The organism is Mesorhizobium sp. ES1-4, assembly GCF_020164745.1.
In the GTDB taxonomy this organism is placed as follows: Bacteria; Pseudomonadota; Alphaproteobacteria; order Rhizobiales; family Rhizobiaceae; genus Mesorhizobium.
Map to the genome: position 1 here is coordinate 81,637 of NZ_JAIUGV010000006.1, position 22,870 is coordinate 104,506.

Annotated in this window: 19 protein-coding genes and 1 tRNA gene; 8 read left to right on the forward strand and 12 right to left on the reverse strand. The window is 65.3% G+C overall.

Annotated features, from left to right (window positions below; all coding sequences use genetic code 11):
* The first annotated feature begins 10 nt into the window (after window positions 1-10).
* The 5 genes from LB556_RS13100 to LB556_RS13120 all read left to right on the forward strand — a co-directional run bounded on the left by LB556_RS13100 (window position 11) and on the right by LB556_RS13120 (window position 9,771).
* Complete coding sequence (locus LB556_RS13100; RefSeq protein WP_224567644.1) at window positions 11-1,582, forward strand: phytoene desaturase family protein; 1,572 nt, start codon at window positions 11-13, stop codon at window positions 1,580-1,582.
* Window positions 1,582-2,064 carry a MarR family winged helix-turn-helix transcriptional regulator gene (locus tag LB556_RS13105; protein ID WP_224567646.1) on the forward strand — a complete coding sequence of 161 codons (483 nt, stop codon included), beginning with the start codon at window positions 1,582-1,584 and terminating at the stop codon, window positions 2,062-2,064. Before LB556_RS13100 ends, LB556_RS13105 begins: the two co-directional genes overlap by 1 nt.
* Window positions 2,065-2,168: 104 nt before the next feature.
* On the forward strand, window positions 2,169-4,322 hold the full coding sequence (locus tag LB556_RS13110) for an indolepyruvate ferredoxin oxidoreductase subunit alpha (protein WP_224567647.1): 2,154 nt from the start codon (window positions 2,169-2,171) through the stop codon (window positions 4,320-4,322).
* Window positions 4,315-5,892, forward strand: a complete 1,578-nt coding sequence (locus LB556_RS13115; RefSeq protein WP_224567649.1) for an indolepyruvate oxidoreductase subunit beta family protein — start codon at window positions 4,315-4,317, stop codon at window positions 5,890-5,892. The genes LB556_RS13110 and LB556_RS13115 overlap by 8 nt, the downstream gene beginning before the upstream one ends.
* 468 nt (window positions 5,893-6,360) lie before the next feature.
* Window positions 6,361-9,771, forward strand: a complete 3,411-nt coding sequence (locus LB556_RS13120) for an acyl-[ACP]--phospholipid O-acyltransferase (RefSeq protein WP_224567651.1) — start codon at window positions 6,361-6,363, stop codon at window positions 9,769-9,771.
* 154 nt (window positions 9,772-9,925) lie between these two features.
* On the opposite strand, the gene LB556_RS13125 is transcribed toward LB556_RS13120, so the two are convergent.
* From LB556_RS13125 to LB556_RS13165, 9 genes are all read right to left on the reverse strand, one after another.
* On the reverse strand, window positions 9,926-11,164 hold the full coding sequence (locus tag LB556_RS13125) for a DUF1501 domain-containing protein (protein ID WP_224567653.1): 1,239 nt from the start codon (window positions 11,162-11,164) through the stop codon (window positions 9,926-9,928).
* Between the two features lie 46 nt (window positions 11,165-11,210).
* Complete coding sequence (locus LB556_RS13130; protein ID WP_224567655.1) at window positions 11,211-12,737, reverse strand: DUF1800 family protein; 1,527 nt, start codon at window positions 12,735-12,737, stop codon at window positions 11,211-11,213.
* Window positions 12,738-12,833: 96 nt separating this feature from the next.
* Window positions 12,834-13,112, reverse strand: coding sequence for a GCG_CRPN prefix-to-repeats domain-containing protein (locus LB556_RS13135; protein WP_224567657.1), 279 nt, complete (start codon window positions 13,110-13,112; stop codon window positions 12,834-12,836).
* 112 nt (window positions 13,113-13,224) lie between these two features.
* Window positions 13,225-13,686, reverse strand: a complete 462-nt coding sequence (locus LB556_RS13140) for a periplasmic heavy metal sensor (RefSeq protein ID WP_224567659.1) — start codon at window positions 13,684-13,686, stop codon at window positions 13,225-13,227.
* Window positions 13,683-14,135 carry a hypothetical protein gene (locus LB556_RS13145; protein WP_224567661.1) on the reverse strand — a complete coding sequence of 151 codons (453 nt, stop codon included), beginning with the start codon at window positions 14,133-14,135 and terminating at the stop codon, window positions 13,683-13,685. Before LB556_RS13145 ends, LB556_RS13140 begins: the two co-directional genes overlap by 4 nt.
* 117 nt (window positions 14,136-14,252) lie before the next feature.
* Window positions 14,253-14,795 (reverse strand): RNA polymerase sigma factor, encoded by a 543-nt coding sequence (locus LB556_RS13150; protein ID WP_224567663.1) that lies wholly within the window; start codon window positions 14,793-14,795, stop codon window positions 14,253-14,255.
* A gap of 45 nt (window positions 14,796-14,840) precedes the next feature.
* Window positions 14,841-15,278 (reverse strand): EF-hand domain-containing protein, encoded by a 438-nt coding sequence (locus LB556_RS13155; RefSeq protein WP_224567665.1) that lies wholly within the window; start codon window positions 15,276-15,278, stop codon window positions 14,841-14,843.
* A gap of 154 nt (window positions 15,279-15,432) precedes the next feature.
* Entirely contained in the window at window positions 15,433-15,621 is a 189-nt protein-coding gene (locus LB556_RS13160; RefSeq protein ID WP_224567668.1) for a YodC family protein, read from the reverse strand.
* A gap of 555 nt (window positions 15,622-16,176) precedes the next feature.
* A tRNA-Thr gene (locus tag LB556_RS13165) sits at window positions 16,177-16,252 on the reverse strand.
* 287 nt (window positions 16,253-16,539) lie between these two features.
* On the opposite strand from LB556_RS13165, the gene LB556_RS13170 reads away from it, so the two are divergent.
* On the forward strand, window positions 16,540-17,655 hold the full coding sequence (locus LB556_RS13170) for a hypothetical protein (RefSeq protein WP_224567670.1): 1,116 nt from the start codon (window positions 16,540-16,542) through the stop codon (window positions 17,653-17,655).
* Window positions 17,656-17,669: 14 nt separating this feature from the next.
* Here LB556_RS13170 and LB556_RS13175 read toward each other — a convergent pair whose 3' ends face one another.
* Together LB556_RS13175 and LB556_RS13180 are read right to left on the reverse strand one after the other, a co-directional pair.
* Window positions 17,670-19,271 carry a cisplatin damage response ATP-dependent DNA ligase gene (locus LB556_RS13175; RefSeq protein ID WP_224567672.1) on the reverse strand — a complete coding sequence of 534 codons (1,602 nt, stop codon included), beginning with the start codon at window positions 19,269-19,271 and terminating at the stop codon, window positions 17,670-17,672.
* Window positions 19,272-19,275: 4 nt separating this feature from the next.
* The gene (locus LB556_RS13180) at window positions 19,276-20,286 is read right to left on the reverse strand and encodes a ligase-associated DNA damage response exonuclease (RefSeq protein ID WP_224567674.1); all 1,011 of its coding nucleotides are present in this window, start codon (window positions 20,284-20,286) and stop codon (window positions 19,276-19,278) included.
* Window positions 20,287-20,437: 151 nt separating this feature from the next.
* Here LB556_RS13180 and LB556_RS13185 point away from each other — a divergent pair, with 151 nt between their 5' ends.
* Together LB556_RS13185 and LB556_RS13190 are read left to right on the forward strand one after the other, a co-directional pair.
* The gene (locus LB556_RS13185; RefSeq protein WP_224567677.1) at window positions 20,438-21,355 is read left to right on the forward strand and encodes a class I SAM-dependent DNA methyltransferase; all 918 of its coding nucleotides are present in this window, start codon (window positions 20,438-20,440) and stop codon (window positions 21,353-21,355) included.
* Window positions 21,345-21,815 (forward strand): hypothetical protein, encoded by a 471-nt coding sequence (locus LB556_RS13190; protein ID WP_224567679.1) that lies wholly within the window; start codon window positions 21,345-21,347, stop codon window positions 21,813-21,815. The genes LB556_RS13185 and LB556_RS13190 overlap by 11 nt, the downstream gene beginning before the upstream one ends.
* A gap of 90 nt (window positions 21,816-21,905) precedes the next feature.
* On the opposite strand, the gene LB556_RS13195 is transcribed toward LB556_RS13190, so the two are convergent.
* Window positions 21,906-22,847, reverse strand: a complete 942-nt coding sequence (locus tag LB556_RS13195) for a 2-hydroxyacid dehydrogenase (protein WP_224567681.1) — start codon at window positions 22,845-22,847, stop codon at window positions 21,906-21,908.
* Window positions 22,848-22,870: the final 23 nt, after the last annotated feature.

Genomic DNA, 22,870 nt, shown 5'->3' on the forward strand with positions numbered 1-22,870 from the left:
AGCGCGGTCGATGAAAGCGCCCGATCACATCATCGTCGGCAGCGGCATCAACGCGCTGGTCTGCGCGGCGATGCTCGGCGCCAAGGGTGCCAAGGTGCTTGTACTTGAACGCAACGACCGCATTGGCGGCTGCGTGCGCACCGAGGAGATCACCGCGCCCGGCTTCATCCATGACGTGATGGCGACGACCTTCGTGCTGTTCATCACCTCGCCGGCCTTCGCGGCACTTGGTGCCGACCTTGCGCGGCACGGCTTGGAGTTCTGCCATACCCGCACGCCGACCGGCGTGCTGCGGCCGGACGGCAGCCATGCGGTGCTCAGCACCGACCGCGCCGCCAATGTCGCGGCAATCAATGCGATCGCCGCGGGCGATGGCGATCGCCATGCGGAGGATGTCGCTGGCGTCGAGCGCAATGCAGGCCTGTTGTTCGGCCTGCTCGGCGGCAGCCTGTGGTCTTATCCGACCGCGAAGCTGCTGGCGGGCGACGCCTGGCGGCGCGGTCCGCGCGGCCTTGCCGCCTTTCTGGGTGAGGCCCTGGTGCCGGCGCGCAGCTGGCTGGAGAGCACCTACCAGTCCGAAACCATCCGTGCGCTCTGGGCGCCGTGGGTGCTGCATGCAGGGCTTGGCCCGGAGGATGCCTTTTCCGGCCAGATCGCCAAGGTCATCGCTTTCGCGCTGGAGGCGGCAGGCGCGCCGATCGTCAAGGGCGGGACGAAGAACCTGCTGTCCGCATTCGAGGCGCTCATCACCGAGCACGGCGGCGTCATTGCCACCGACTCCGACGTTGCCTCCATCATCCTGGCCGGCGGCCGCGCCACCGGCGTGCGGCTGGCCTCGGGCGAGATGGTCCATGCCAGGAAGAGCGTCATCTGCTCGGTTACGCCGACGCAGCTCTACGGACGCCTTCTCGGCACGGATGCTCCCAAAGCCGATGTCGAGGCGACGCGGAAATACCGCCACGGCAAGGGCAACTTTCAGATCCATTATGCCCTCGACAGACCGCCGGTATGGCGCGGCGAAGGGCTGGACAAGGTGGCTTTGCTGCATCTGACGCCGGGGCTCGATGGCGTCTCGAAAGCCTGCAACGAAGCGGCGCGCGGCATGCTGCCCGAGGTGCCGACCATCTGTGTCGGCCAGCCGCATGCGCTCGATCCTTCGCGCTGCCCCGAGGGCAAGGCGATCCTGTGGCTGCAACTGCCCGAGGCGCCCCGCCACATCAAGGGCGATGCCGCCGGCAAATTGCAGGCACCGGCCGACGGGCAGTGGACGACCGAGTTGCGCGAGGGCTACGCCGACCGTGCCGAAACGATCCTCGCCAGCCACATTGATGGCTTCAAGGACAGCATCATCGCGCGCCGCGCCTATTCGCCGGCCGATCTCGAAGCGATGAACATCAATCTGGTCGGTGGCGATCCGTACGGCGGTTCCTCCACTATCGATCAGTCCTTCCTGTGGCGGCCGTTCAAGACCAGCCGCAACCACCAGACCGGCATCAAGGGCCTCTACCATATCGGTGCCTCGACCCATCCCGGTGCCGGCCTTGGCGGCGGCTCCGGTTTCCTGCTGGCGGGGAGGCTGTAATGGAACAGAAGCTCTCCGAAAAGCGCGAGCGCATTTCGACGCTGGGCCAGATCGGCCTGCAGCAATTCGCGCCCTATCTGATGAACCGCATCATGGGCCGCTACAACGCCACTCTTCGCGATGATTTTCGCAAGCAGGGCCTGACCATTTCGCAGGTGCGCACGCTCGCCGTGCTGTCGGTCACCGACGGCGTCACCGTTAACGACCTATCGATCTATACGGTGATCGAGCAGTCAACTTTGAGCCGCACGCTCGACACTCTGGAGGGCCAGGGATTCGTACGGCGCGAGCAAGGGGTCACCGACAGCCGCATCCGCCATGTGTTCCTGACCGATGAAGGCCGGGCCGAATTTACCCGCGCCTGGCCGGCCATGCATGACGCGTTCGAGGCGATGTTCGACGATGTCGACGATGCCGAATATTCCGCGCTCATCGCGACGCTTCTGAAAATGCTCAAAAATATTCGCAAGCACGACATCTGATGCATGTCGCCCAAAAGTGGACCCGGTTTTGGGGAAACGACATGCATAAACAGGGACTCTAGATTACGCGCCGCCGCTGTCGGCGGCAACGGAAGGAGGCAGACATGGCCGAACGGTCTTTTGCCAAGGAAGTCGAAAAGCTCAGGCTCGGGGCGGGCGAGGAATTCGCCGGCGAGGGCATCCTCGCCATCACCAAGGCGCTGCTGCAATGCGGCGTCGGCTATGTCGGCGGCTACCAAGGCGCGCCGATCAGCCATCTGATGGACGTGCTGGCCGACGCGCAGGACATTCTGGGCGAGCTCGGCGTGCATTTCGAGGCCAGTGCTTCGGAAGCGACCGCCACCGCCATGCTCGCTGCCTCGGTGCATTATCCGATCCGCGGCGCTGCGACCTTCAAGTCGACCGTAGGCACCAATGTCGCCTCCGACGCACTGGCCAATCTCGCGTCCGGCGGCGTCACCGGCGGCGCGCTGATCATCGTCGGCGAGGACTATGGCGAAGGCTCTTCCATCATGCAGGAACGCAGCCACGCCTTCGCCATGAAGAGCCAGGTCTGGCTGCTCGACCCGCGCCCCAACCTGCCGTCGATCGTCAAGGCGGTGGAGGACGGTTTCGAGCTTTCGGAGATTTCCAACACGCCGGTCATGCTGCAGGTGCGCATCCGCTGCTGCCATGTCCATGGCCATTTCATCGCGAAGGACAACAAGCGCCCGCCGATGACGGTCGCCGATGCGCTCGAAGCGCCGCGCCGCGACACCGGCCGCATTGTTCTGCCGCCCGCTTCGTTCCTGCACGAGAAGGAAAAAGTGGCGAAGCGCTGGCCGGCGGCGGTCGATTTCATCCGCAAGAACAGGATCAACGAATTCTTCGGCTCTGACCACGGCTCGGTCGGCATCGTCATGCAGGGCGGCATGTACAATTCGGTCGTCCGCGCCCTGCAGCGTCTCGGCCTCGCCGACACCTATGGCGACACCGACGTGCCGCTCTACGTGCTCAACGCCGTCTATCCGCTGATCGACGATGAGTTTCTGTCCTTTTGCGAAGGCAAGCAGGCCGTGCTGGTCGTCGAGGAAGGGCAGCCCAACTATATCGAACAGGCCTTTGCCGCGATGCTGCACAAGGCCGGGCGCGGCACAAGGCTGGTCGGCAAGGAATATCTGCCGATGGCCGGCGAGTATACCGGCCAGGTCATGCTCGACGGCATCGGCGCCTTCCTGCGCGCCGAGGCGCCGCATCTGTTGCCGGGCGAGGTGCGTGCGCCCAACAAGGTTGGCGATGGCGTCGACACATCAGACCTGATCAATGTCGTGCCGGGCCGTCCGCCGGGCTTCTGCATCGGCTGCCCGGAACGGCCGATCTTTGCCGCGACCAAACTGGTCGAGCAGGAGTTGGGCAAGCACCACATCGCCTCCGACATCGGCTGCCATCTGTTTTCGATCATGCCGCCCTTCGAGCTCGGCGCCACCACAATGGGCTACGGGCTGGGGCCGGCCTCGGCCTCGGCCTTCAATTCGCCCGACGCCAAACGCCGCTCGATCTCCTTCGTCGGCGATGGCGGCTTCTGGCACAACGGCCTGACCTCCTCGATCGGCAACGCCGTGTTCAACAAGAATGATGGCGTCATCGTCATCGTCGACAATTTCTACTCGGCCGCGACTGGCGGGCAGGACATCCTGTCATCGCGCGCGGGCAACAAGACCAAGTCGACCAAACATCCGATCACCGAAGCGGTGAAAGGCATGGGGGTCAAATGGCTGCGCCATGTCGACCGTACCTACGATGTCGGCAAGATGCAGGATACGTTGCGCGAGGCGCTGACGACGGACGAGAAAGGTCCGAAGATCATCGTCGCCTCCTCCGAATGCATGCTCAACCGCCAGCGCCGCGAAAAGCCGCTGGTCGACAAGGCGATCAAGGGCGGCGAGCGCGTGGTAAAGCCGAAGTTCGGCGTCGACGAGGACATCTGCACCGGCGACCACGCCTGCATGCGGCTGTCCGGCTGTCCGTCGCTGTCGGTGAAATCGCTCGACGATCCGCTGCGCGACGATCCGGTGGCGCATATCGACCAGAACTGCGTCGGCTGCGGCAATTGCGGCGAGGTCGCCGACGCCGCGGTGCTGTGCCCATCCTTCTACCGCGCCGATGTCGTCCACAACCCCAGCCGCTGGGGCCGGTTTGTGGAATCCGCGCGCCGTTCCATGATCAACCTGTTGCAGCACCGCCGCGAAAGCCGGCGATTGACCTTCGCCGATGCTTGACGAGACCTCGCCCCTGCGCCCGAAGGCGGGCGCAACCGAAGACGAAGGCGCCATCAAGTTGGCCGTGCTGGCGGTCGGCGGCCAGGGCGGCGGCGTGCTGGCCGACTGGATCACCGACGTCGCCGAACGCAACGGCTACGTCGCGCAATCGACCTCGGTCGCAGGCGTCGCCCAGCGCACCGGCGCCACGATCTACTATATCGAAATGGCCCGCGACACCGGCCGGCTGCCGGTCTTTGCGCTGTCGCCCTCGCAGGGCGATGTCGACATCCTGATCGCCGCCGAATTGATGGAAGCCGGCCGCGCCATCATCCGTGGTTTTGTCACACCCGAGCGCACCACGCTGATCGCCTCGTCGCACCGCATCGCCGCCGTATCGGAAAAGATCGAGCCTGGCGACGGCCGGGCCTCGTCTTCCAAGGTGCATGCGACGGCGCAGGCCGCGTCGAAGCGCTTCATCGCCTTCGACATGGAGAAGATCGCCGCCGACAACGGTTCGATGATCTCGGCGAGCCTGCTCGGCGCGCTGGCGGGTTCGGACGCGCTGCCGTTCACGCGCGAAAGCTATGAACAGGCGATCGGCGCCGGCGGCCGTGGCGTCAAGCCCAGCCTTGCCGCCTTCGCCGCCGCCTATGATCGCGCACGCGGCACGGCGGGGCCGGTGCCAAAGCCAGTTGAACCGGCTATCGTGGAATCCGCTCTCGGAGCGGGGCGGGTCAGCGGCCCGCAAAACCTGCTGCAGGGGTGGCAGGCGCTCGCCGCCCGCATCGACCGGATGCCCATGGCGGTGCGCGACATGGCGCTTCGTGGTCTGCGAAAGGTCGTCGACTATCAGGACATCGCCTATGGTGGCGAGTATCTCGACCGGCTGGACAAGGCCGTCGCGCTGGATGACGCCGACCATGCCCATGCGCTGTCAATCGCCGCCGCCAAGCATCTGGCCAACGCCCTGTGCTATGATGACATGATCCGCGTCGCCGACCTGAAAACGCGCTCGACGCGCGACAGGCGTGTGCGCAAGGAGGTTGGCGTCAAGGATGGCTCGATCCTGCAGGTGACCGAATATTTCCATCCCCGCATCGAGGAGTTCTGCGGCACGCTGCCGGCAGGACTCGGCAGCTACATCGAGAGCCGGCCGAAGCTCGCCGCCTTCCTCGACCGCCGCATCAACCATGGCCGGCGCATCCGCACCGACAGCTTTGCCGGTTTTGCCGCCCTCTGGTTCATCGGCGGCCTGCGCCGCTGGCGCCGCAGCCTGCTGCGCCACAAGGTCGAGACGGCGCATCTGGAAAATTGGTATGCGCTGGCGCTTGGCTACGTGCCTTCAGACTATGCCGTTGCCGTGGAAATCCTCAATTGCCGTCGGCTGATCAAGGGCTACAGCGACACGCATGTGCGCGCCCAGTCGAAATTCGACCGTGTGCTGTCGGCGCTGCCCGTGGTCGAGGGCCGCACCGACGCCGCCGACTGGATACGCCGTCTGCGCGAGGCGGCTTTGAAGGACGAGAAGGGCGGCATGCTCGACGGCGCGCTGAAGACCGTGGCGACGCTGGGATCTCCAAACACCTGAGATTCCAGCGGGCGGCCTCCGCCAATTGGAGCGATGCCGCGAGGCTATGAAGCGGCGCGACCCGCAAAAAGAGATGCGGCGAACCTGAACCGACGCCCCCCTCTAATGCCGACCAGCCATCGGCCGGTCGCAAGGCTTCCTTGGTACTGAAGCCGGCGATGGAAAGCGCCGGCCGCACGAGTCCACCTTCACGCATCGTTTCCCATACTGGCCTCGCTTATGAACGTCGTTCATTTTGTGGTAAGTTGTGACATGAACGTTGTTCATAGGGAGAACGAAAATGTTGAGACAGATCCATATAGACGCGGCGCGGGGCTGTTGGCTGGAGCGAGCCGAGAATTCGCGATCCCCGGGAATCAAGCGCGATAAAGAAGCTTAACCAGCTCACCTTATAACCACGATCGAAACAGCATGAACCGCGGGACCGTCGGTTAATCGCCGCGTGATTCCGCCAAATGGGAAATCGCCATGAACACGCACCTCATGCTCTCGCGGCGCTTCGCACCGCTTTTCTGGACGCAGTTCCTCTCCGCCTTCAACGACAATTTCCTCAAGAACACGCTGGTGTTCCTGATCCTTTTCACGCTGGCCGCCGGTCAGGCAGCCTCGCTGGTCACGCTGGCCGGCGCCGTGTTCATGGCTCCCTTCCTGCTCCTCTCGGCGCTGGGCGGCGAGATCGCCGACCGCTTCGACAAGGCGCTCATCGCCCGCCGGCTGAAATTTGCCGAGATCGGCGTCGCTGCCGTCGCGGTCGTCGGCATCGCGCTGTCCTCCATTCCCGTGCTGATGACCGCGCTGTTGATGTTCGGCGTCATCTCGGCACTGTTCGGGCCGATCAAATACGGCATCCTGCCCGATCATCTCGAGCGCAAGGAATTGCCCCGCGCCAACGCCTGGATAGAGTCGGCGACCTTCGCCGCCATCCTTGGCGGCACCATCGTGGGCGGGGTTGTCTCCGCCGACGGCATTGGTGTCGCCGTCTTCGGCCCGATGATGATGATCCTGGCGGTCGGCTGCTGGTTCGTCAGCCGCTATATCCCTTCGACCGGTTCCGCCGCGCCGAACCTTGTCATCGACTGGAATATCTTTCGCTCGACATGGCGGCAGGTCAGTGAACTGCGCACCGACACGCGCATCTGGCGCGCCGGATTGATGACCTCGTGGTTCTGGCTGATCGGCGCCATCGTGCTTTCGATCCTGCCCACGCTGATCAAGGATCAGCTCGGCGGCAACGAGATCGCGGTCACAGCCTATCTCGCGGTGTTTGCCGTTTCCATCGCCATCGGCTCGGCGATCGCCGCTTGGATGTCGCAGGGCCGCATGGTGCTCCTTCCGGCGCCGGTCGGCACGGCGCTTCTGGCCTTGTTCGGCTTGCACCTTGCCTGGACGATCTGGAGCATGCAGCCCTCGCCCAAGGCCGAAACCCTTGGCCTGTTCTTCGCCGGGCCGAACACCATCCGCGTTGCGCTCGACTTGGCCGGCATGGCCATTTCGAGCGCCTTCCTCGTCGTGCCGACCTTCGCCGCCGTGCAGGCCTGGTCGCCAGAGGCGCGCCGCGCCCGCGTCGTCGCCGCTGTCAGCATCGTCAACGCCGGCTTCATGACGCTCGGCGGCGTCTTGGTCGCCGCCATCCAGGCCGCGGGCGTCTCTATTGCCAGCGTGCTGTTCGGGCTTGCCGCCTTCAATGCCGTGGCCGCCTGGCTGATGCTGAAGTTCCTGCCGACCAACGCCTTCCGCGATTTCGTCTCCATCCTCTTCCGCGCCTTCCATCGTCTGGAAGTCGAGGGCCTGGACAACCTCAAGGCCGCTGGCCCGGCGCCCATCCTGGCGCTCAACCATGTCAGCTTCCTCGACGGGCCGCTGGCGTTGACGCTGACCGACGAAGAGCCGGTCTTCGCCATCGACTACACCATCGCCCAGGCCTGGTGGATGAAGCCGTTCCTCAAATTGACCCGCGCCCTGCCGCTCAATCCGGCCAAGCCGATGTCGACGCGCACGCTGATCAAGATCGTGCAGAACGGCGACCCGCTGGTCATCTTCCCCGAAGGCCGCATCACCGTCACAGGTGGGCTGATGAAGGTCTATGACGGCGCCGCCATGGTGGCCGACAAGACCGGCTCGATGGTGGTGCCGATCCGCATCGAAGGGCTGGAGAAAAGCCCTTTCTCGCGGCTGACGTCGCAGCATGTGCGCCGTCGCCTTTTCCCCAAGGTCAAGGTGACCATACTGCCGCCGGTGAAGCTCGAGGTCGCCGATGAGCTGAAGGGCCGCAAGCGTCGGGCCGCCGCCGGCGCCGCGCTCTACCAGGTGATGTCGGATCTCGTCTTCCGCACCCAGCATATCGACAAGACCGTGCTCGAAACGATCATCGAGACGGCGAGCGAGCGCGGCATGAAGCAGCTCGCCGTGCAGGACCCGGTCGCTGGTTCGCTGAGCTACGGCAAGCTGCTCACTGGCGTCGCGGTGCTCGGCGAGAAGTTCGAGACGCTCTATGCCGGACAGGACACGCTCGGCATCATGCTGCCCAACGCCAATGGCGCCTGTGCCGCGCTACTCGGCGTCATGTCCGCCGGCAAGGTCCCCGCGATGATCAATTTCACCGCCGGTGCCGCCAATATCCTGTCCGCTTGCAAGGCTGCGCAGGTGACCACCATTCTGACCTCCCGGGCCTTTGTCGAGCAGGCCAAGCTCGGCGCCATGGTCGAGGAGGTCGGCCGGTCGGTGAACATCGTCTGGCTCGATGATCTGCGTGCAACCATCGGCCTCAAGGACAAGCTGCTTGGCCTGTTGCGCAAAAGCACGCCCAGGGTCGCACGCAGGGCCACCGACCCGGCGGTGATCCTGTTCACCTCGGGCTCCGAAGGCTCGCCGAAGGGCGTGGTGCTCACCCACCGCAACATCCTGGCCAATGCCGCGCAGGCCGCCTCGCGCATCGATTTCCATTCGGGCGACAAGGTGTTCAACGTGCTGCCGATCTTCCATTCCTTCGGCCTGACGGCGGGCACGGTGCTGCCGCTGGTGTCCGGCGTTCCGGTCTATTTCTACCCGTCGCCGCTGCACTACCGCATCGTGCCGGAACTGGTCTATGCCTCGAACGCGACGATCATCTTCGGCACCGACACCTTCCTCGGCGGCTATGCGCGCACCGCGCACCCCTATGATTTCCGCTCGGTGCGCTACTGCTTTTCCGGTGCCGAACCGGTCAAGGCCTCGACCCGCGAAACCTATATGGAGAAGTTTGGCCTGCGCATTCTCGAAGGCTACGGCGTCACCGAGACAGCGCCGGTGATCTCCATCAACACGCCCATGTACAACAAATCAGGCACGGTCGGAAAAATCATGCCCGGCATGGAATACCGCCTGGAACCGGTGCTCGGCGTCGAAGGTGGCGGGCGGCTGTTCGTGCGTGGCCCCAACGTCATGGCGGGCTACCTCAGGGCCGAAAAGCCGGGCGTCCTCGAGCCGCTGCAAGACGGCTGGCACGACACCGGCGACATCGTCAGCATCGACGGTGCCGGCTTCGTCAGCATCCGCGGCCGCGCCAAGCGCTTCGCCAAGATCGGCGGCGAGATGATTTCGCTGGCGGCCGTGGAAGCGCTGGCGGGCGAGCTGTGGAAAGGTTCGCTCTCGGCGGTCGCGACCGTGCCGGATCCGCGCAAGGGCGAAAGACTGGTGCTCATCACCGAAGCCGAAAAGGCATCGCGCGCCGAGTTTCTGGCCTTCGCCAAGGCGAACGGCGCGATGGACCTGATGGTGCCGGCCGAAGTGCGTGTCGTGGCGCATGTGCCGGTGCTTGGCTCGGGCAAGATCGACTTCGTCGGCGTGACCAGGCTGGTGCGCGGCGACGACTTCGCGCCCGCCAAGGTCGAGGCCGCCTGATCACCCGTGAGAGCGAGACGGCGCCACGGCAGCAATCGCGGCGTCGCCGGAGCGTATAGCAATTCCAGGAAAAGTGCGTAGCGGTTTTCCGTCCGGAATTGCGTGAAAACAAAGAGTAGAGCGGTTCAGGGATTCTACCAAACACTGAACCGCGCTAGGCGACTAGGTTCATCATCGGCTTCACCGCACCTGAATCCGGAAACACCTTGTCGCCGAGCACCGCTGCCGAAAGTCCGAACTGGTCGGCGAGCAGGCCCTTCAGCACCGCCCTGACATCGCTGGTCGGCGCAAGGTCGCGTTGCTGGTAAAGTTGCGCCGGCTTCAGCCCGGGCCAGTCGGCGATGACGCGCCCGCCCTTGATCGCGCCGCCGGCGAGCAGCACCACCGTGCCGGTGCCGTGATCGGTGCCGACCGTGCCGTTGATCCGCGCCGTGCGGCCGAATTCGGTGATGGCCACGATCGCCGTATCCTTCCAGCGCTCGCCGAGGCCTTTTTCGAATTCCTCGAAGGCGCCGTCGAGGCCACCAAGCAAAGTTGCGAGCCGGCCGGTCGCGCCGCCTTCGTTGACATGCGTGTCCCAGCCGTCGAAGGCGAGGGCCGCGACGCGCGGCCCGTCATCGGCCGCGATCAGCCTGGCGGCGCCTTGCGCGGCCTGCCGCATGCCGGCGGCGCTGTCGAGGCCGCCTTTGGGCTTCATCGGGTTGGCGCCCATCTGGTCGTCGAGCGCCATGCGGTCGGCGTCGAGGCCCGTTCGCAGCGCCACTGCCAGGACCGGATCGCGGTGCTGGTAGAGATCGAGAACGCGCGTCGCGAGGTCGCCTGCCGGCGCCGGCAGCGATTGCGGCGCCCAGCCGAGCACCGGGGCTGCGCCGCGGATCACCAGCGGCGTCGACGGTCCGACGGCCAGGCCGCCAAGCCTCGCCACGCGTTCGCCCGCCGGCAGGCTTTCCAGCGCGCGGTTGAGCCAGCCGGTGGCGACATGGCCGGGGCCGGAAAAGCCGCTTTCCAACACATCCTGTCCATCGAAATGCGAGCGCTCGCGATAGCCGGTCGCCGCCGCATGCACGACCGCTGCCTGGCTTGCCTTGAACAGCCGCGCGAACACCGGCATCGCCGGATTGGCCGCGAAGAAACCGTCGAGCGGCAGCGCCGCATGCGGGCCGGAAAGTGACAAGGCGATGTCGCCATGCAGGCCGGCATAGTCGGGATCGCCGACCGGACCGACCGCCGACAGGCCGTCCAGCGCACCGCGCAGCACGATGACGATCAGGCGCGGGTCGCGATCGTCGGCGGCGCGCGCGAAGCGTGGCAGATAGGCCCAGGCAAACAGCGCGCCGCCGGTCATCAACACGGCGCGGCGGGAGGGGCGGGGAGGTTCGCACAGCAGGCTCATGACTTCGTCTCCATGGCAGTTGTCGGCGCCGGACCTATCGCTTGAGCTATCGTCGCTGGAATTCGGGCGCCATCAGCAGCAGCGCCAGGCCTTGCTGCTTGGACTCGGCGCGGGCGACCGCCTGGCGCGTCTCCGGAGAGGCGGAGGGACCGATGACCGCATCGAGCATGTCGCTGGGATTGCCGATGTCTTTCACCTGCCTTGCGGCCTGCCAGGCGATGTCGAGGCGTATCTTCATGCCCTCCGCCGATGCCCAGCTGTCCGCCTGGTCGGGAAAGCCGTTCGGTCCGGGCGGCCGCCAGAGCGGCTCGCCCAGCGCGTTGAGCCAGTTGAGCGACTGGCCGGGCTCGTTGGTCGGGCCGGGGCCGGCTGCCCTGCGGATGGCGGCGATATAGTCGAACGGCGAGCGCATCTTGGCCAATGGCGTCGACCACGCCTCCGGGATGTCGATGAGTGCTGCTGCCAATGCCCTGAGATCGCCGTCGTTCTTGGTGAACGCCCTGGCCAGATGCGCCACCGCCGCCGGCGGCGGCTCGTCCGCTATGAAGTGTCGGGCGAGCTTGGTGGCGATGTGCCGCGCCGTCGCCGGATGGCGGGCGATATCGTTGAGCGCGGCCTCGGCCTGGCCCATGCCGCCGGCCGGATAGGTCTTGCCGAGCAGCACCTCATCGCCTGGCTCATGCGCATTGGCATTGAAGACGAAACTGCCGGGTTCGCCCAACCGTCCTTCCCGTCCGGCCATCGTCCAGCCGGTCAGGATGCGGGCGAAGCTGGTGACGTCGGCCTGGCTGTAGCCGCTGCCGACACCCAGCGTGTGCAGTTCCAGGATCTCGCGGGCGAGGTTCTCGTTGAGCCCGCGCTGGCGGTTCCTGCCGGCGCGGGAGTCCGGGCCGATCGACTGCTGGTTGTCGAGGTAGAACAGCATGGCCGGATGCCGCTCCACCGCCATGAGCATGTCGGCGAAGCGGCCGAGCACGAAAGGCCGGATGGCCTCCCGTTCGAAGGCCCCGGCGCTGGCGCGCACGATGTTGTTCTTGGCCACGGAGACGCAGAAATGGTTCGACCAGAAATAGACCAGACGCTCGACGAAGCCGGCTTCTGCCCGCAAGGCCTTGTCGAAGCGGGCCTGGGCTTCAGCCCGGTACAGGATGGCCTCGACCGGAGGGGCGGCAGGCATTGGCTTGGCCGGTGCCGCGGACGGCGGACTGGCTGGAGCGCCCACTTTGAGGGGAGCGCTCGCCATGACCGGTGCGTTTGTCGCGGCGGGCACATTCGCCGCCTGCTCGGCGGCCGCTGTCATCAGGCTCCTGTCGAGCCTGCGCTGGAAGCGTGCCGCCATGCTGGCCTGGATGGCCGCCGTGCTCCCAAGGACACCGGCATAGGCCGGATCGTCAAGCGAGATCATGGCGACGTCCGGCCGCCGCAGTTCGGCCTTGAGATAGCCACGCGGATCGGCGCCCAACCTGTCGCGGTCGCCGGGGCGGGCTCCAAGCCCGAACCGGTTGAAGGCGACGAGGGTTGGATCGGGCGGGGAATTGGAGGCCGGTACAGCCAAGTCAGCTCTCCATCTCATGGGCTTCCCGCGCGACGCGCATGAAGCCGTTCGAGCTGTGTCATGCCTTTTCGAACGGGGTCGTGGGGCCGACGACGTGGTCGACCCCGCAGGCCCCTACCAGCGATGCCAGCGGTGCCAGTGGCGGTGCGGATGCCGGACGTGGAAGGCAGGGCCGACAATGTAGGGGCGCACGACCACGCGGTTTGGCACGCAGCGCCCCCAGCGGTTCGGATGCCAGCCGATCCCACAGCCCCAGCGGACATGTTCCACCAGCGCTGGAGCCGCCGGTTGGACGACGGACACGATCGGCATTGCATTGGACGTCGCGGCCGCCGCGACCGTTCCACTTACGGCCAGGGTAGCGGCTGCTGCATACTTTGTCAGACGGTTCATGGTCGAACTCCAGGTGCTCTTCGAGTTTGAGATAACCGGTCCGCATCACGAGATTGGATCGGCTCGTCCCTTCCTCTCGTTAAACGGCGTCGTCGGCATTGTCCGTCGGTCGTCACGGCAATTTTTTTGGTGCCAGGGCCGCGCGGCGCCCCACATGGCGCATCAGTGCCGCAGCCAATACGCTCCGGTTCTGCGGGGATGTGTTTGCCGCGAAGTCGACAATGGCCTGTTCAAGCCGCGTGCGCACGGTCACGTCAGCGTTGCGAGCCCGCTCCAGCGCTGCGGACAAAGCGACGGTGTCCACAACGGGTTGGCGCAACAGGTCTGCCGCCTCCTGCCTTGCCTGCTGGCCGTCAATTATGGTCTGGCGGGCCTCCATACGTACTTGTCGCAGCGCCTTGCGGAAGGACTTGCGATCTTTTTCGGGAAGCTGTCCTCCGGCGGATTCCAACGAGTATCCGGCGCCTGCCCGGGCATTTCTCAACCAGACGGCGCCGCTGACGAATGCCCCGGCTAGGAAGACGTTCAGCACGACCGAGGCGATGACCAGACCACGAACCCAGCGCGTGCTCATAGGCTCTCCTCACCATTTTCGGCATCGGGCCCGGCATCGCCAAACGCCGTCGCGTTGGCATCCAGCACATAGTGATCCGATCCGGCCTCCGGCGTGACAATGCTCACCAACGCCAGCCCGGCGACGGCGCCCGCCAGGCCAATGCCGGCGAGTCCCAGCCCCAGCCACCAGAACCGCTGACGCCGGCGGTGGACGAGGTGCCGGTCGGCGGCGCGCAGGATGCTGCTGTGCAGCGCCTTGCTGGGGGGCTGGACGCGGTAGCTGTCCAGCAGGGCGTCAAGCGTGCCGGTGTGCCGCGCCATGGCCTGGCCTGCTTCGCCTGAAGCAAAGGCCGTGGCGGCTTCGCGTTCCGCTTCCGGCCAGCGGCGCAAATCGCCGCCATAGGCCTGCGCCAACGCCGCGAAACGCCTGGCGTCCATTGCCGGGCCGCCTTCGATGTCCTCAGTCATTTGTTTTCCCCTTGCCCCTTGGTGGCGCGCCCACGCGGGTTGGAAACGACGCAGGCCAGGTCCCACCGGGCGCGCGCAACGCGCGATGAATGTCCGGCATTCGGTGGCGCGCCTTCCTCAATCATGGCCGCCATCCCTGGCCAACATCGTCTGCAGCGCCCGCCGGCCGCGCGACAGCAGGCTCTCCAGGGCATCGACACTGATTTCGAGGGTCGCGGCCGCCTCGATGTTGGACATCTCTTGATAGTAGACCAAGATGATCGCCTCGCGCTGGCGCGGTGCGATTGCCTGCAAGGCCCGCTCGACCCGATGCGCCTCTTCGCCGGGGTGGGAATCGGGAAGCGGGGCGGGATCGACGATGTCGGGCATCTCGGCGGTCACCCATCCGCGGCGCCGGCGCAGCCGGTCGTAGCAAAGGTTGAGCGTCACCCGGTGGATCCAGGTGTCGAAGCGTGCATTGCCGCGCCGCCACTTCGAGGCATGACGCCAGATGCGCACGAAGGTTTCCTGCGCAACATCCTCGGCCTCCGCCGCATCGCCCAGCATGCGCACGGCAAGCGAAAGGATGCGCGGCAGCTTGCGCGCGACGAGCGCCCGCACCGCCGCGGGTTCGCCCGCACCGACCCGACGAACCAGTTCTTCGTCCGGATCGACGCTCATGGGCTGGCGCACTCCCGATGTCCATCATGCGTCATGGCCCCTTGGTCACTGCTCCGGCTTGGGAGCGGATTTGTGGCCCGGCATTTCGTCGGCCGTCAGAACGCCGTCGCCATTCGTGTCCAGCCTGGCAAACCGCTTGGCGAAGAGCGCATCGAGTTCGGCCCGGTCGATGAAGCCGTCATGATTGGAATCGACACGCGCGAAGGATTTGGCAGGGTCGCCCTTGACGTTGCGCTTGGCCTGGAAGGCCTCCCACTCCAGCAGGCTGATCTTGCCATCGCCGTCCGTGTCGGCGGCCATGATCGCCTTCTCCCGCCGTTTCTGGAACTTGGCCAGTGTGATGTCGGATTTGGCGGCTGAAGATGTGGCGGCGGGCGACGTGGCGGGCGGTGGCGTGGCGGCCGGGGGCTGTGTCGCCGTCTGGGCCAGAGCCGCGGTGGTCAGCAGGCTCAACGCAGCGGCAAGGATCGAACGGCGTATCATTCTTCACGTCTCCGGTTGCTGCATGGCCATGGCCCTATGCCACGGTCACGCTTCAACCGTTAAACGTCGCGATTGGCAAAATCCGTCGCTCACCGGCGCCGATCACGCCGCATGCCAGGCAATGCCGGGTCGGCCGTCCCCGCCGAAGCGGGGCTCACGTCGATTGGTCGGCGGCCACCAACTGATCCGATTTGAAGCCGGCATGCTGCGGCGTCCACACGTCGCCCTCTTTGTTGAACCAGTGGCACAGATACATACCGGAGGCGGCGCCGTCGCTGACCGTCATCTTCGGGCCTCCCGACTTCAGCTTGACGACGTCTCCGGTCTTGAAAATGTTGGGCATTTGGACCTCCCATGCTGACCCGGTTATTTCATACCAAAACCGTGGTCCCGACAATGGCATGCGGGTCTTCTGGGTTCCTGCCTTGTGCGACGCTGCGGAGGCGCCCTCGGGACGAACGGGGCGACCTCCGCGGATCAGTCCACCTCGATCACACGCCGGGTCGGCTTCCTGACCGGCTCGCGTCGGTGCGCGGGCGGAGACGTGTCCGCCAGTGCCTCCTGCTGCAACCTCTGCTCCCTCAGGCGGGTTGTCTTGACGTCCCTAGCGTGACGCTCGGCATCCAGCACAAGCCTCGCCTCGCGGTCCGCTCTTGCAAGCTTTTCCTTGTCGACACGCCTTGGCAATTTGAATCTCCTGTCTCTAGAACCGTCGGCAGGAAATGTGCGACCCCAAATGTCCGTTCCAAAAAAATAGAAACGTGATCTCCATCATTTGTTGTTGAAGTTTGAAAAATGCCGGACGCTCGCTTGTCAGCGAGTTCCCCGCCCGGAGGACTTTGCACTCGGCCGACAGGTGAAAGGCAGCGCCACTGCTTCGACCATTGGTTTGAAAAACTGGTGCCGCTTAGGTGACTCGAACACCTGACCCCATCATTACGAATGATGTGCTCTACCAACTGAGCTAAAGCGGCCCGGGAGGCAAGGCCTCCAAGATGGGCAGGGTGATAGACTCAACCGGCCGCGAATTCAAGATGCGACTTGGCAAATCATGTGAAGAGCCACGCCGCGCGCGAAACCGGGATCTGGCGTCCCTGCATGCTGGAATCGCCGGCATATTTCGATTTTGTTTGCCGGAACATCGCGAAGATGGACTTTCGACGGCCCGTCGAGGCAGAATGCGGCCGCCCGCCCGTTGATTGATTGGTCGCCTGCGGCTAACCATCATGAAAGGTTGGGGCAATTTGCAGAGGGACCTCGCTTGGACGCCATCGAAAAAGCGATCCGGAACGCCTTGGAAAAGGGCAACGCCGAGGACCGCGCGTTCCGCGAGAAGGTCTACCGCTCGGCCTTCGCCGCGCTCGACAGGGCGCTCCAGGCCAATCCCGGCGTGACCGTGGAAGTCGCCATCAAGCGCCGCAAGGCGATTCAGGCGAAAATCACCGAAATCGAATCCGAGTTCCTGCCTGCGGTGCCTGACGTTGCCCCGCAGCTTGAGGCGCCGTCGGTCGAGGCCGGCGCGAGCACGCCATCGCCCGTGGTCACCGTCGACGGCCCCGTGCAGCCCGCCTCCGATGCACCCCACTCGCGCGTGCTTCCCGTGGTTCCCGACATCATGCCGGATGAAACCCTGCCCGGCGCGCCGGCCATCGATATGTCCGTTCCAACCTCCTCCGGTGCCGCGACGGAAGTGGCGCCCGATCGCGATGAGCGGCGCATTCGAGGCCGGCGCCTGCCGCTGACCGCGATCTTCCTCACGGTAACGCTGCTCGCCGCGATTGGCATCGGCCTGTTTTTCGCCATGCAGACCGGTGTGTTCAAGTCGGCGGCGCAGCTTGATACAGCGCCGCCAGAGGCGCCGCCAACCGTCGAAGGCGACGATTTCACCCCGGCCGATGGCGCCAACGCGCCGGCAAAGCCCGGCGCGGCGGACCAGTCGCGTAACTGGATCAATGTGTTCTCGCCGACCGACCCGACCCATGTCGCCGCCCCGTCGGACGCCAAGGCCGAGGTGATGAAGGACGACGCCGGGTCGTATTTGCGTATCCAATCCGGCGCCTCCGGCTCGGCGATCGCCTTCGACGTCGGGCAGGGCGTGCTGGAAAAGCTCGCCGGCAAGCACGCCATGTTCGACATCATCGCCCGCGCCGAAGACGGCAAGGACACGCAGATATCCGTCGACTGCAATTTCGGCGAGCTCGGCGACTGCGGCCGAAAGCGTTACGCGGTCGGCCAGCAGAAAAACGAATATCTGTTCGACGTGAAGTTTCCCGACAAACGTCCGGGCTCGGCCGGAACGATCGCCATCAATTCCGATTTCGACAAGCAGGGCAAGGCGGTCAACATCTACGAGATCCGCGTCTCGGTCGAGCCGTAGTTCGGGCATTTGAGCTAGCGGTCGAGCAGCGCCTGCAGCGTCTCGATGCGGTCGGCCTCGTTGGCCGGCTTGTCCCAGCGCAGCCGTGAAACGCGGGGGAAGCGCATGGCCACGCCCGATTTGTGCCGGGTCGAGCGGTTCAGCCCCTCGAAGGCGACTTCCAGCACCAGGCCATTGTCGCGGTCGGCGCGCACGGAGCGCACCGGTCCGAAGCGTTCGACCGTGTTGTCGCGGACATATTTGTCGATCTGCTTCAGCTCCTCGTCGGTGAAGCCGAAATAGGCCTTGCCGACCGGCACCAGTTCCTCCTCGCCCTCGGCCCCGGACCAGACCCCGAACGTGTAGTCGGAATAGAAGCTCGAGCGCTTGCCATGGCCCCGCTGGGCGTACATCAGCACCGCGTCCACCGTGTGCGGATCGCGCTTCCATTTGAACCACGGACCCTTCGGCCGGCCCGCGACATAGGGCGAATCCCAGCGCTTCAGCATCACGCCTTCGATGATCGGATGTGGTGGCGCACGGCGCAGGTCCTCGAGCGCCTGCCAGTCCGCGAACTCGACGAAGGGGGAGAGATCGAAGCGGCTGGGGTCGAGCGTCCCGACGAAGGCTTCGAGACGGCCGCGCCGCTCGCGGAAGGACAGTTGGCGCAGGTCCTCGTCGCCGATCTGCAGCACGTCGTAGCAGCGCATGAACGCCGGGTATTGCTGCTGCATCTTCGCTGTCACGGTCTTGCGGTTCAGCCGTTGCTGCAGGTCAGAGAAAGTCCCGGTCGCCTCTCGCGGATCGCCGACGAGCAATTCGCCGTCGAGTGCCGCGGAAAAATGCATGGCGTCGGCGAGATCTGGAAAGGCACCCGAGACATCGTCGCCGGTGCGCGAATAGAGCCGGCGGATGCCGCCTTCGGCCACCGCCTGGACGCGGATCCCGTCCCATTTCCATTCCGCCGCATAGTCCACGGGCTCGAGCTTTTCGAGGTCGCCGTCACCGATCGGGTTAGACAACATCACCGGGCGAAACAGCGCCATCGCCGTGTTGCGCGGTTTTTCGGCCTTGCCTTCCAGCCAGGCGAACAGCGCCGTATAGGGCGCCGACAGCCCGTGCCAAAGCTCCTCGATCTCGGCGACGTCGACCTTGCCGAAATCGGCCAGCGCCTGTTTGGCCAGCCGCGCCGACACGCCGATGCGCAGGCCGCCGGTGACCAGCTTGATGATGGCAAAGCGCGCCGAGATGCCGGCGCTGTCGAGCAGCCCCGCCAGCACCTTCGGTCCGTCCGAGCGGCTTGCCGCCTGCAGCTTCGCCACCACCTCGCCAAGCGTCGGCTCGCGGTTCGCGATCCTGCCAGGCGTTTGCGGCCAGACCAACGACACCGTTTCGGCGAGGTCGCCGACATAGTCGTAGGAATAGCCGAACAGCACCGGGTCCATGCGTTCGGTGACCAGCATGCGCAGCATGGCCGGCTTGACCGCGGCAATCCTGAGGTCGCCGGTGATGGCCGCCAGCGCCAGGCCGCGATCGGGATCCTCGACGCTGCGGAAATAGTCGGTCAAGAGAGTGAGCTTGCCGTTGCGCGACGGCGTCAGCACCAGGCGGTCGAGAAGTTCTGCGAAGCGGTTCATGACCTCAATCGCCCTCGTCCTCATACCCCACCAGATGCAGCGGCCGGGCGGCTATCCCCTCCAGTTCGCACCAGCGCACCAGCGCTTCCTCGCGGCCGTGCGTGACCCAGATTTCCTCGGCGCCGGTCTCCTTGATCGTGGCGGTGAGTTCGTCCCAGTCGGCATGGTCGGAGATGATCAAGGGCAGTTCGACGCCGCCTTGCTTGGCGCGCTGGCGGATGCGCATCCAGCCCGACGCGAAGCACGAGATCGGATCGGGGAAGCGCCTTGCCCAGCGGTCGGCGAAGGCCGACGGCGGACCGACCACGATGGCGCCGGCGAAGTCCTGCTTGTCGCCGTCCTCGACGGTCGCCGGCTCGAGCTCGCCGAGATCGATGCCTTGGCTCTGGTAATACGCGCTGAGCCGGGCCAACGCGCCATGGATGTAGAGCGGCTTGTCGTAGCCGGCGTCGCGCAAGAGCCGCATCACGCGCTGCGCTTTGCCCAGCGCGTAGGCGCCGACCAGATGCGAGCGTTCGGGGAACTGCGCCGCCGATTTCAAAAGCCGGGCGATTTCTTCCGTGTCGGGCGGATGGCGAAACACCGGCAGGCCGAAAGTTGCCTCGGTGATGAAGACGTCGCAGCGTATCGGTTCGAACGGCGCACAGGTCGCATCCTTCCGTCGCTTGTAGTCGCCGGAGGCAACGATGCGCTTGCCTTGCTGTTCGACCGATATCTGCGCCGAACCCAGCACGTGTCCGGCCGGATGGAAGCTGACGCTGACGCCATCGAGGGCAATCGCCTCGCCGAGCCGCGCGGCTTGGCGGGCGCCGGCAAAATCCTCGCCATAGCGAAGTGCCATGATGTCGAGCGTCTGCTGTGTCGCAAGCACCGACCCATGGCCGGAACGCGCATGGTCGGAATGACCGTGCGTGATCAGCGCCCGGTTCACCGGCCGTACCGGGTCGATGAAGAAATCGCCCGGCGGACAGTAGAGGCCTTCGGGCCGGGGATGAAGCAGGTCGCTGGCGCGCATGGCCCCAAGATAGGATATAATTCCGCCGCGGGAAGCCTGTTGTCCAAGACTGCTGACTCTCTTGGCAAAGCCCGCTCAATTCGTTTCAGCTTCGGCATTCTTTGCTCTACAGAGGTGGCCGGCCGGCTACCCTGCCGGTGGAACCATCACCATGAAACCGCTTCATACCTCGTCCGGCGACCCGAATGCCGATCGCCGTGCGGACTATGCCGAGACGCTCCTTGCCTCGGGCGACGGTGCAGCGGCGGCCGAGCTGCTGCTCGGCGCGCTGGAACTGGCGCCGCAATGGGCAATGGGCTGGTTTCGGCTCGGCGAGATGCAGGAGGCATCAGGCAGGCTCGACCTCGCGGCACAGGCCTGGACGATGTCGATGAAACTCGATCCTGCCGATCGCCAGGGCGCGGCCCTCAAACTGCAGCTGATCGGCAGAGGTCCGGTCTCCCTGGCGCCGCCCAGTGCTTTTGTCGAAACGTTGTTCGACCACTATGCCGAGACATTCGAGGAAATGCTGGTCGGCAAGCTCGACTACCGGCTGCCCGAAGTGCTCGACGCTGCCATCCGCAAGGCAAGGCTGGGCCGCTTCCGCCTCGCGCTCGACCTGGGTTGCGGTACCGGACTGATGGGTGAAAGGCTGAGGCCGATCGTCGACCGGCTGGAGGGGGTCGATATCTCGGCAAGGATGCTGAGGAAGGCGCGCGCGAAAGGTATCTATGATGCGCTGACAAAAGCGGATTTGCAGGATTTTTCCTATTCGGGCGACAAGGCCGATCTGGTGACGTCAGCCGACGTGCTGATCTATATCGGCGCGCTCGAACGCCTGGTCGGGACGGTCGCCGGCCTGCTCGTCGAGGGCGGCCTGTTTGCCTTTTCCGTCGAGAGGCTGGCGGACGGCGGCGACTTCGCGCTGCAGCCATCGCGGCGCTACGCCCATTCGGATGGCTACGTCGGACGGACCCTCGAGGCCAACGGCTTCTCGATCATCGCGCTGGAACCGACGACCATCCGCCAGGATCGCCGCGAGCCGGTCAAGGGCCTCGCCGTCGTCGCACGGAAAACTCATGCCGTATGAGGGCAGCTCTTCATATTGCTGCGAAAAAGTCCGATTTGCGTGCGCGACTGATATTTGCGAACTGGTCGCATCAGGCCGGGATATCAGGAGAAGCACTTCGATGCGCTGGAACATGATGATCTTGGCGTCTTGCCTGGCGACCACCGGCTGCGTGGGCAATTCAGCGTCAGAGCGGCAGGATGCCAACGTTGAATCATCGCTGCAATATGACAGCGTGCCATGCGATCAGTTGCTGGCGCAGCGCAACGGCTTGGCGCAGCAATACCACCTGCCGACGACCGCAAAGCCGACTTTCTCCAATCCCGCCATGGGCTTCGGCCCGTTCATGCCCGACATGCGTACCAAGGCCCAGCGCGACAGCGACAAGGCGACAGGCGAGATCGATGCGATGAACCGGTCCATGGACCGCCGCGATTGCGGCAAGCCGGACAAGCAGAAGAAGTTCGCTCTGCCAGGTTAAATCCGATCCGCCAAGCGCAACTGTCTTGGCCGAGCGCGATCAAGACGTGTTTCCAGGAGCGAAACCCGGCCAGACGAGCGTAACGTCCGGCTAATAACCCGCCTTGCGGTCCACCAGATTGTCGAGCTTCTCGCCGCGTTCGAAAGCGTCCATCTGGCGCAGCATGATCGGCGCCAGGTGGACGGGGTCGGAGGTCGCAGCCGCATGCGGCGTCACGAACACTTTGGGATGCTTCCACAGCGGGCTCGTCTTCGGCAGCGGTTCCACCTCGAACACGTCCAGGCTTGCCTCCTTCAACGTGCCGTCGTCCAGCGCCCGCACGATGTCGGTGTCCTTCTGCAAGCGTCCGCGTCCGGCGTTGATCAGCACCGAGCCGCCGAGGCCGTTGCGCTTGCGCAACTCCTTCAGCACGCCGTAGTTGATGATGCCTTGCGTATCCGGCGTCAGCGGCAAAAGCACGACCAGGATATCGGTCGCGTTGAGGAAGGGGATCAATCCGGCCTCGCCGCAATATGTCGCCACCCGCTCCATCGGCCGGTCGGTGCGCGACCAGCCGTTGACGGAGAAGCCAAGCGACAGGAGTACCGAGGCCGCTGCGCGGCCGAGATTGCCCAGTCCCATGATGCCGACGGAAATGTCCCCGGCCGGCCGTTGCTGCGCCTCGCGCCAGATCTTCTTCGGCTGCTGCGACCGGTAGAACAGGCCCTGGCGATGATGGTCGAGCACCCTCCAGACGACATATTCGGTCATGTACTGTGTGAGGTTGTCGGCGACGACCCTGACGATTGGTACATCGGGCAGGCCGGGGTCGGCGAAGACGTGGTCGACGCCGGCGCCGATCGAGAAGATGGCGCGCAGATTGGGCAGCGACGACAACAGGTTGGGCTTCTGCTTCCACACCACCGCATAGGTGATCGACGGATCCTTGGCGCCGTCCGGCTCCAGCACCACCTCGCGCTCGGCCGACAACAGCTCGCGCCAGCGCTGCGGATGAAAGCCGGTGAGGGCAAGCAGGATGCGGCCTTTTTCCATCGCGATTCGTTCACTCCTTCCGC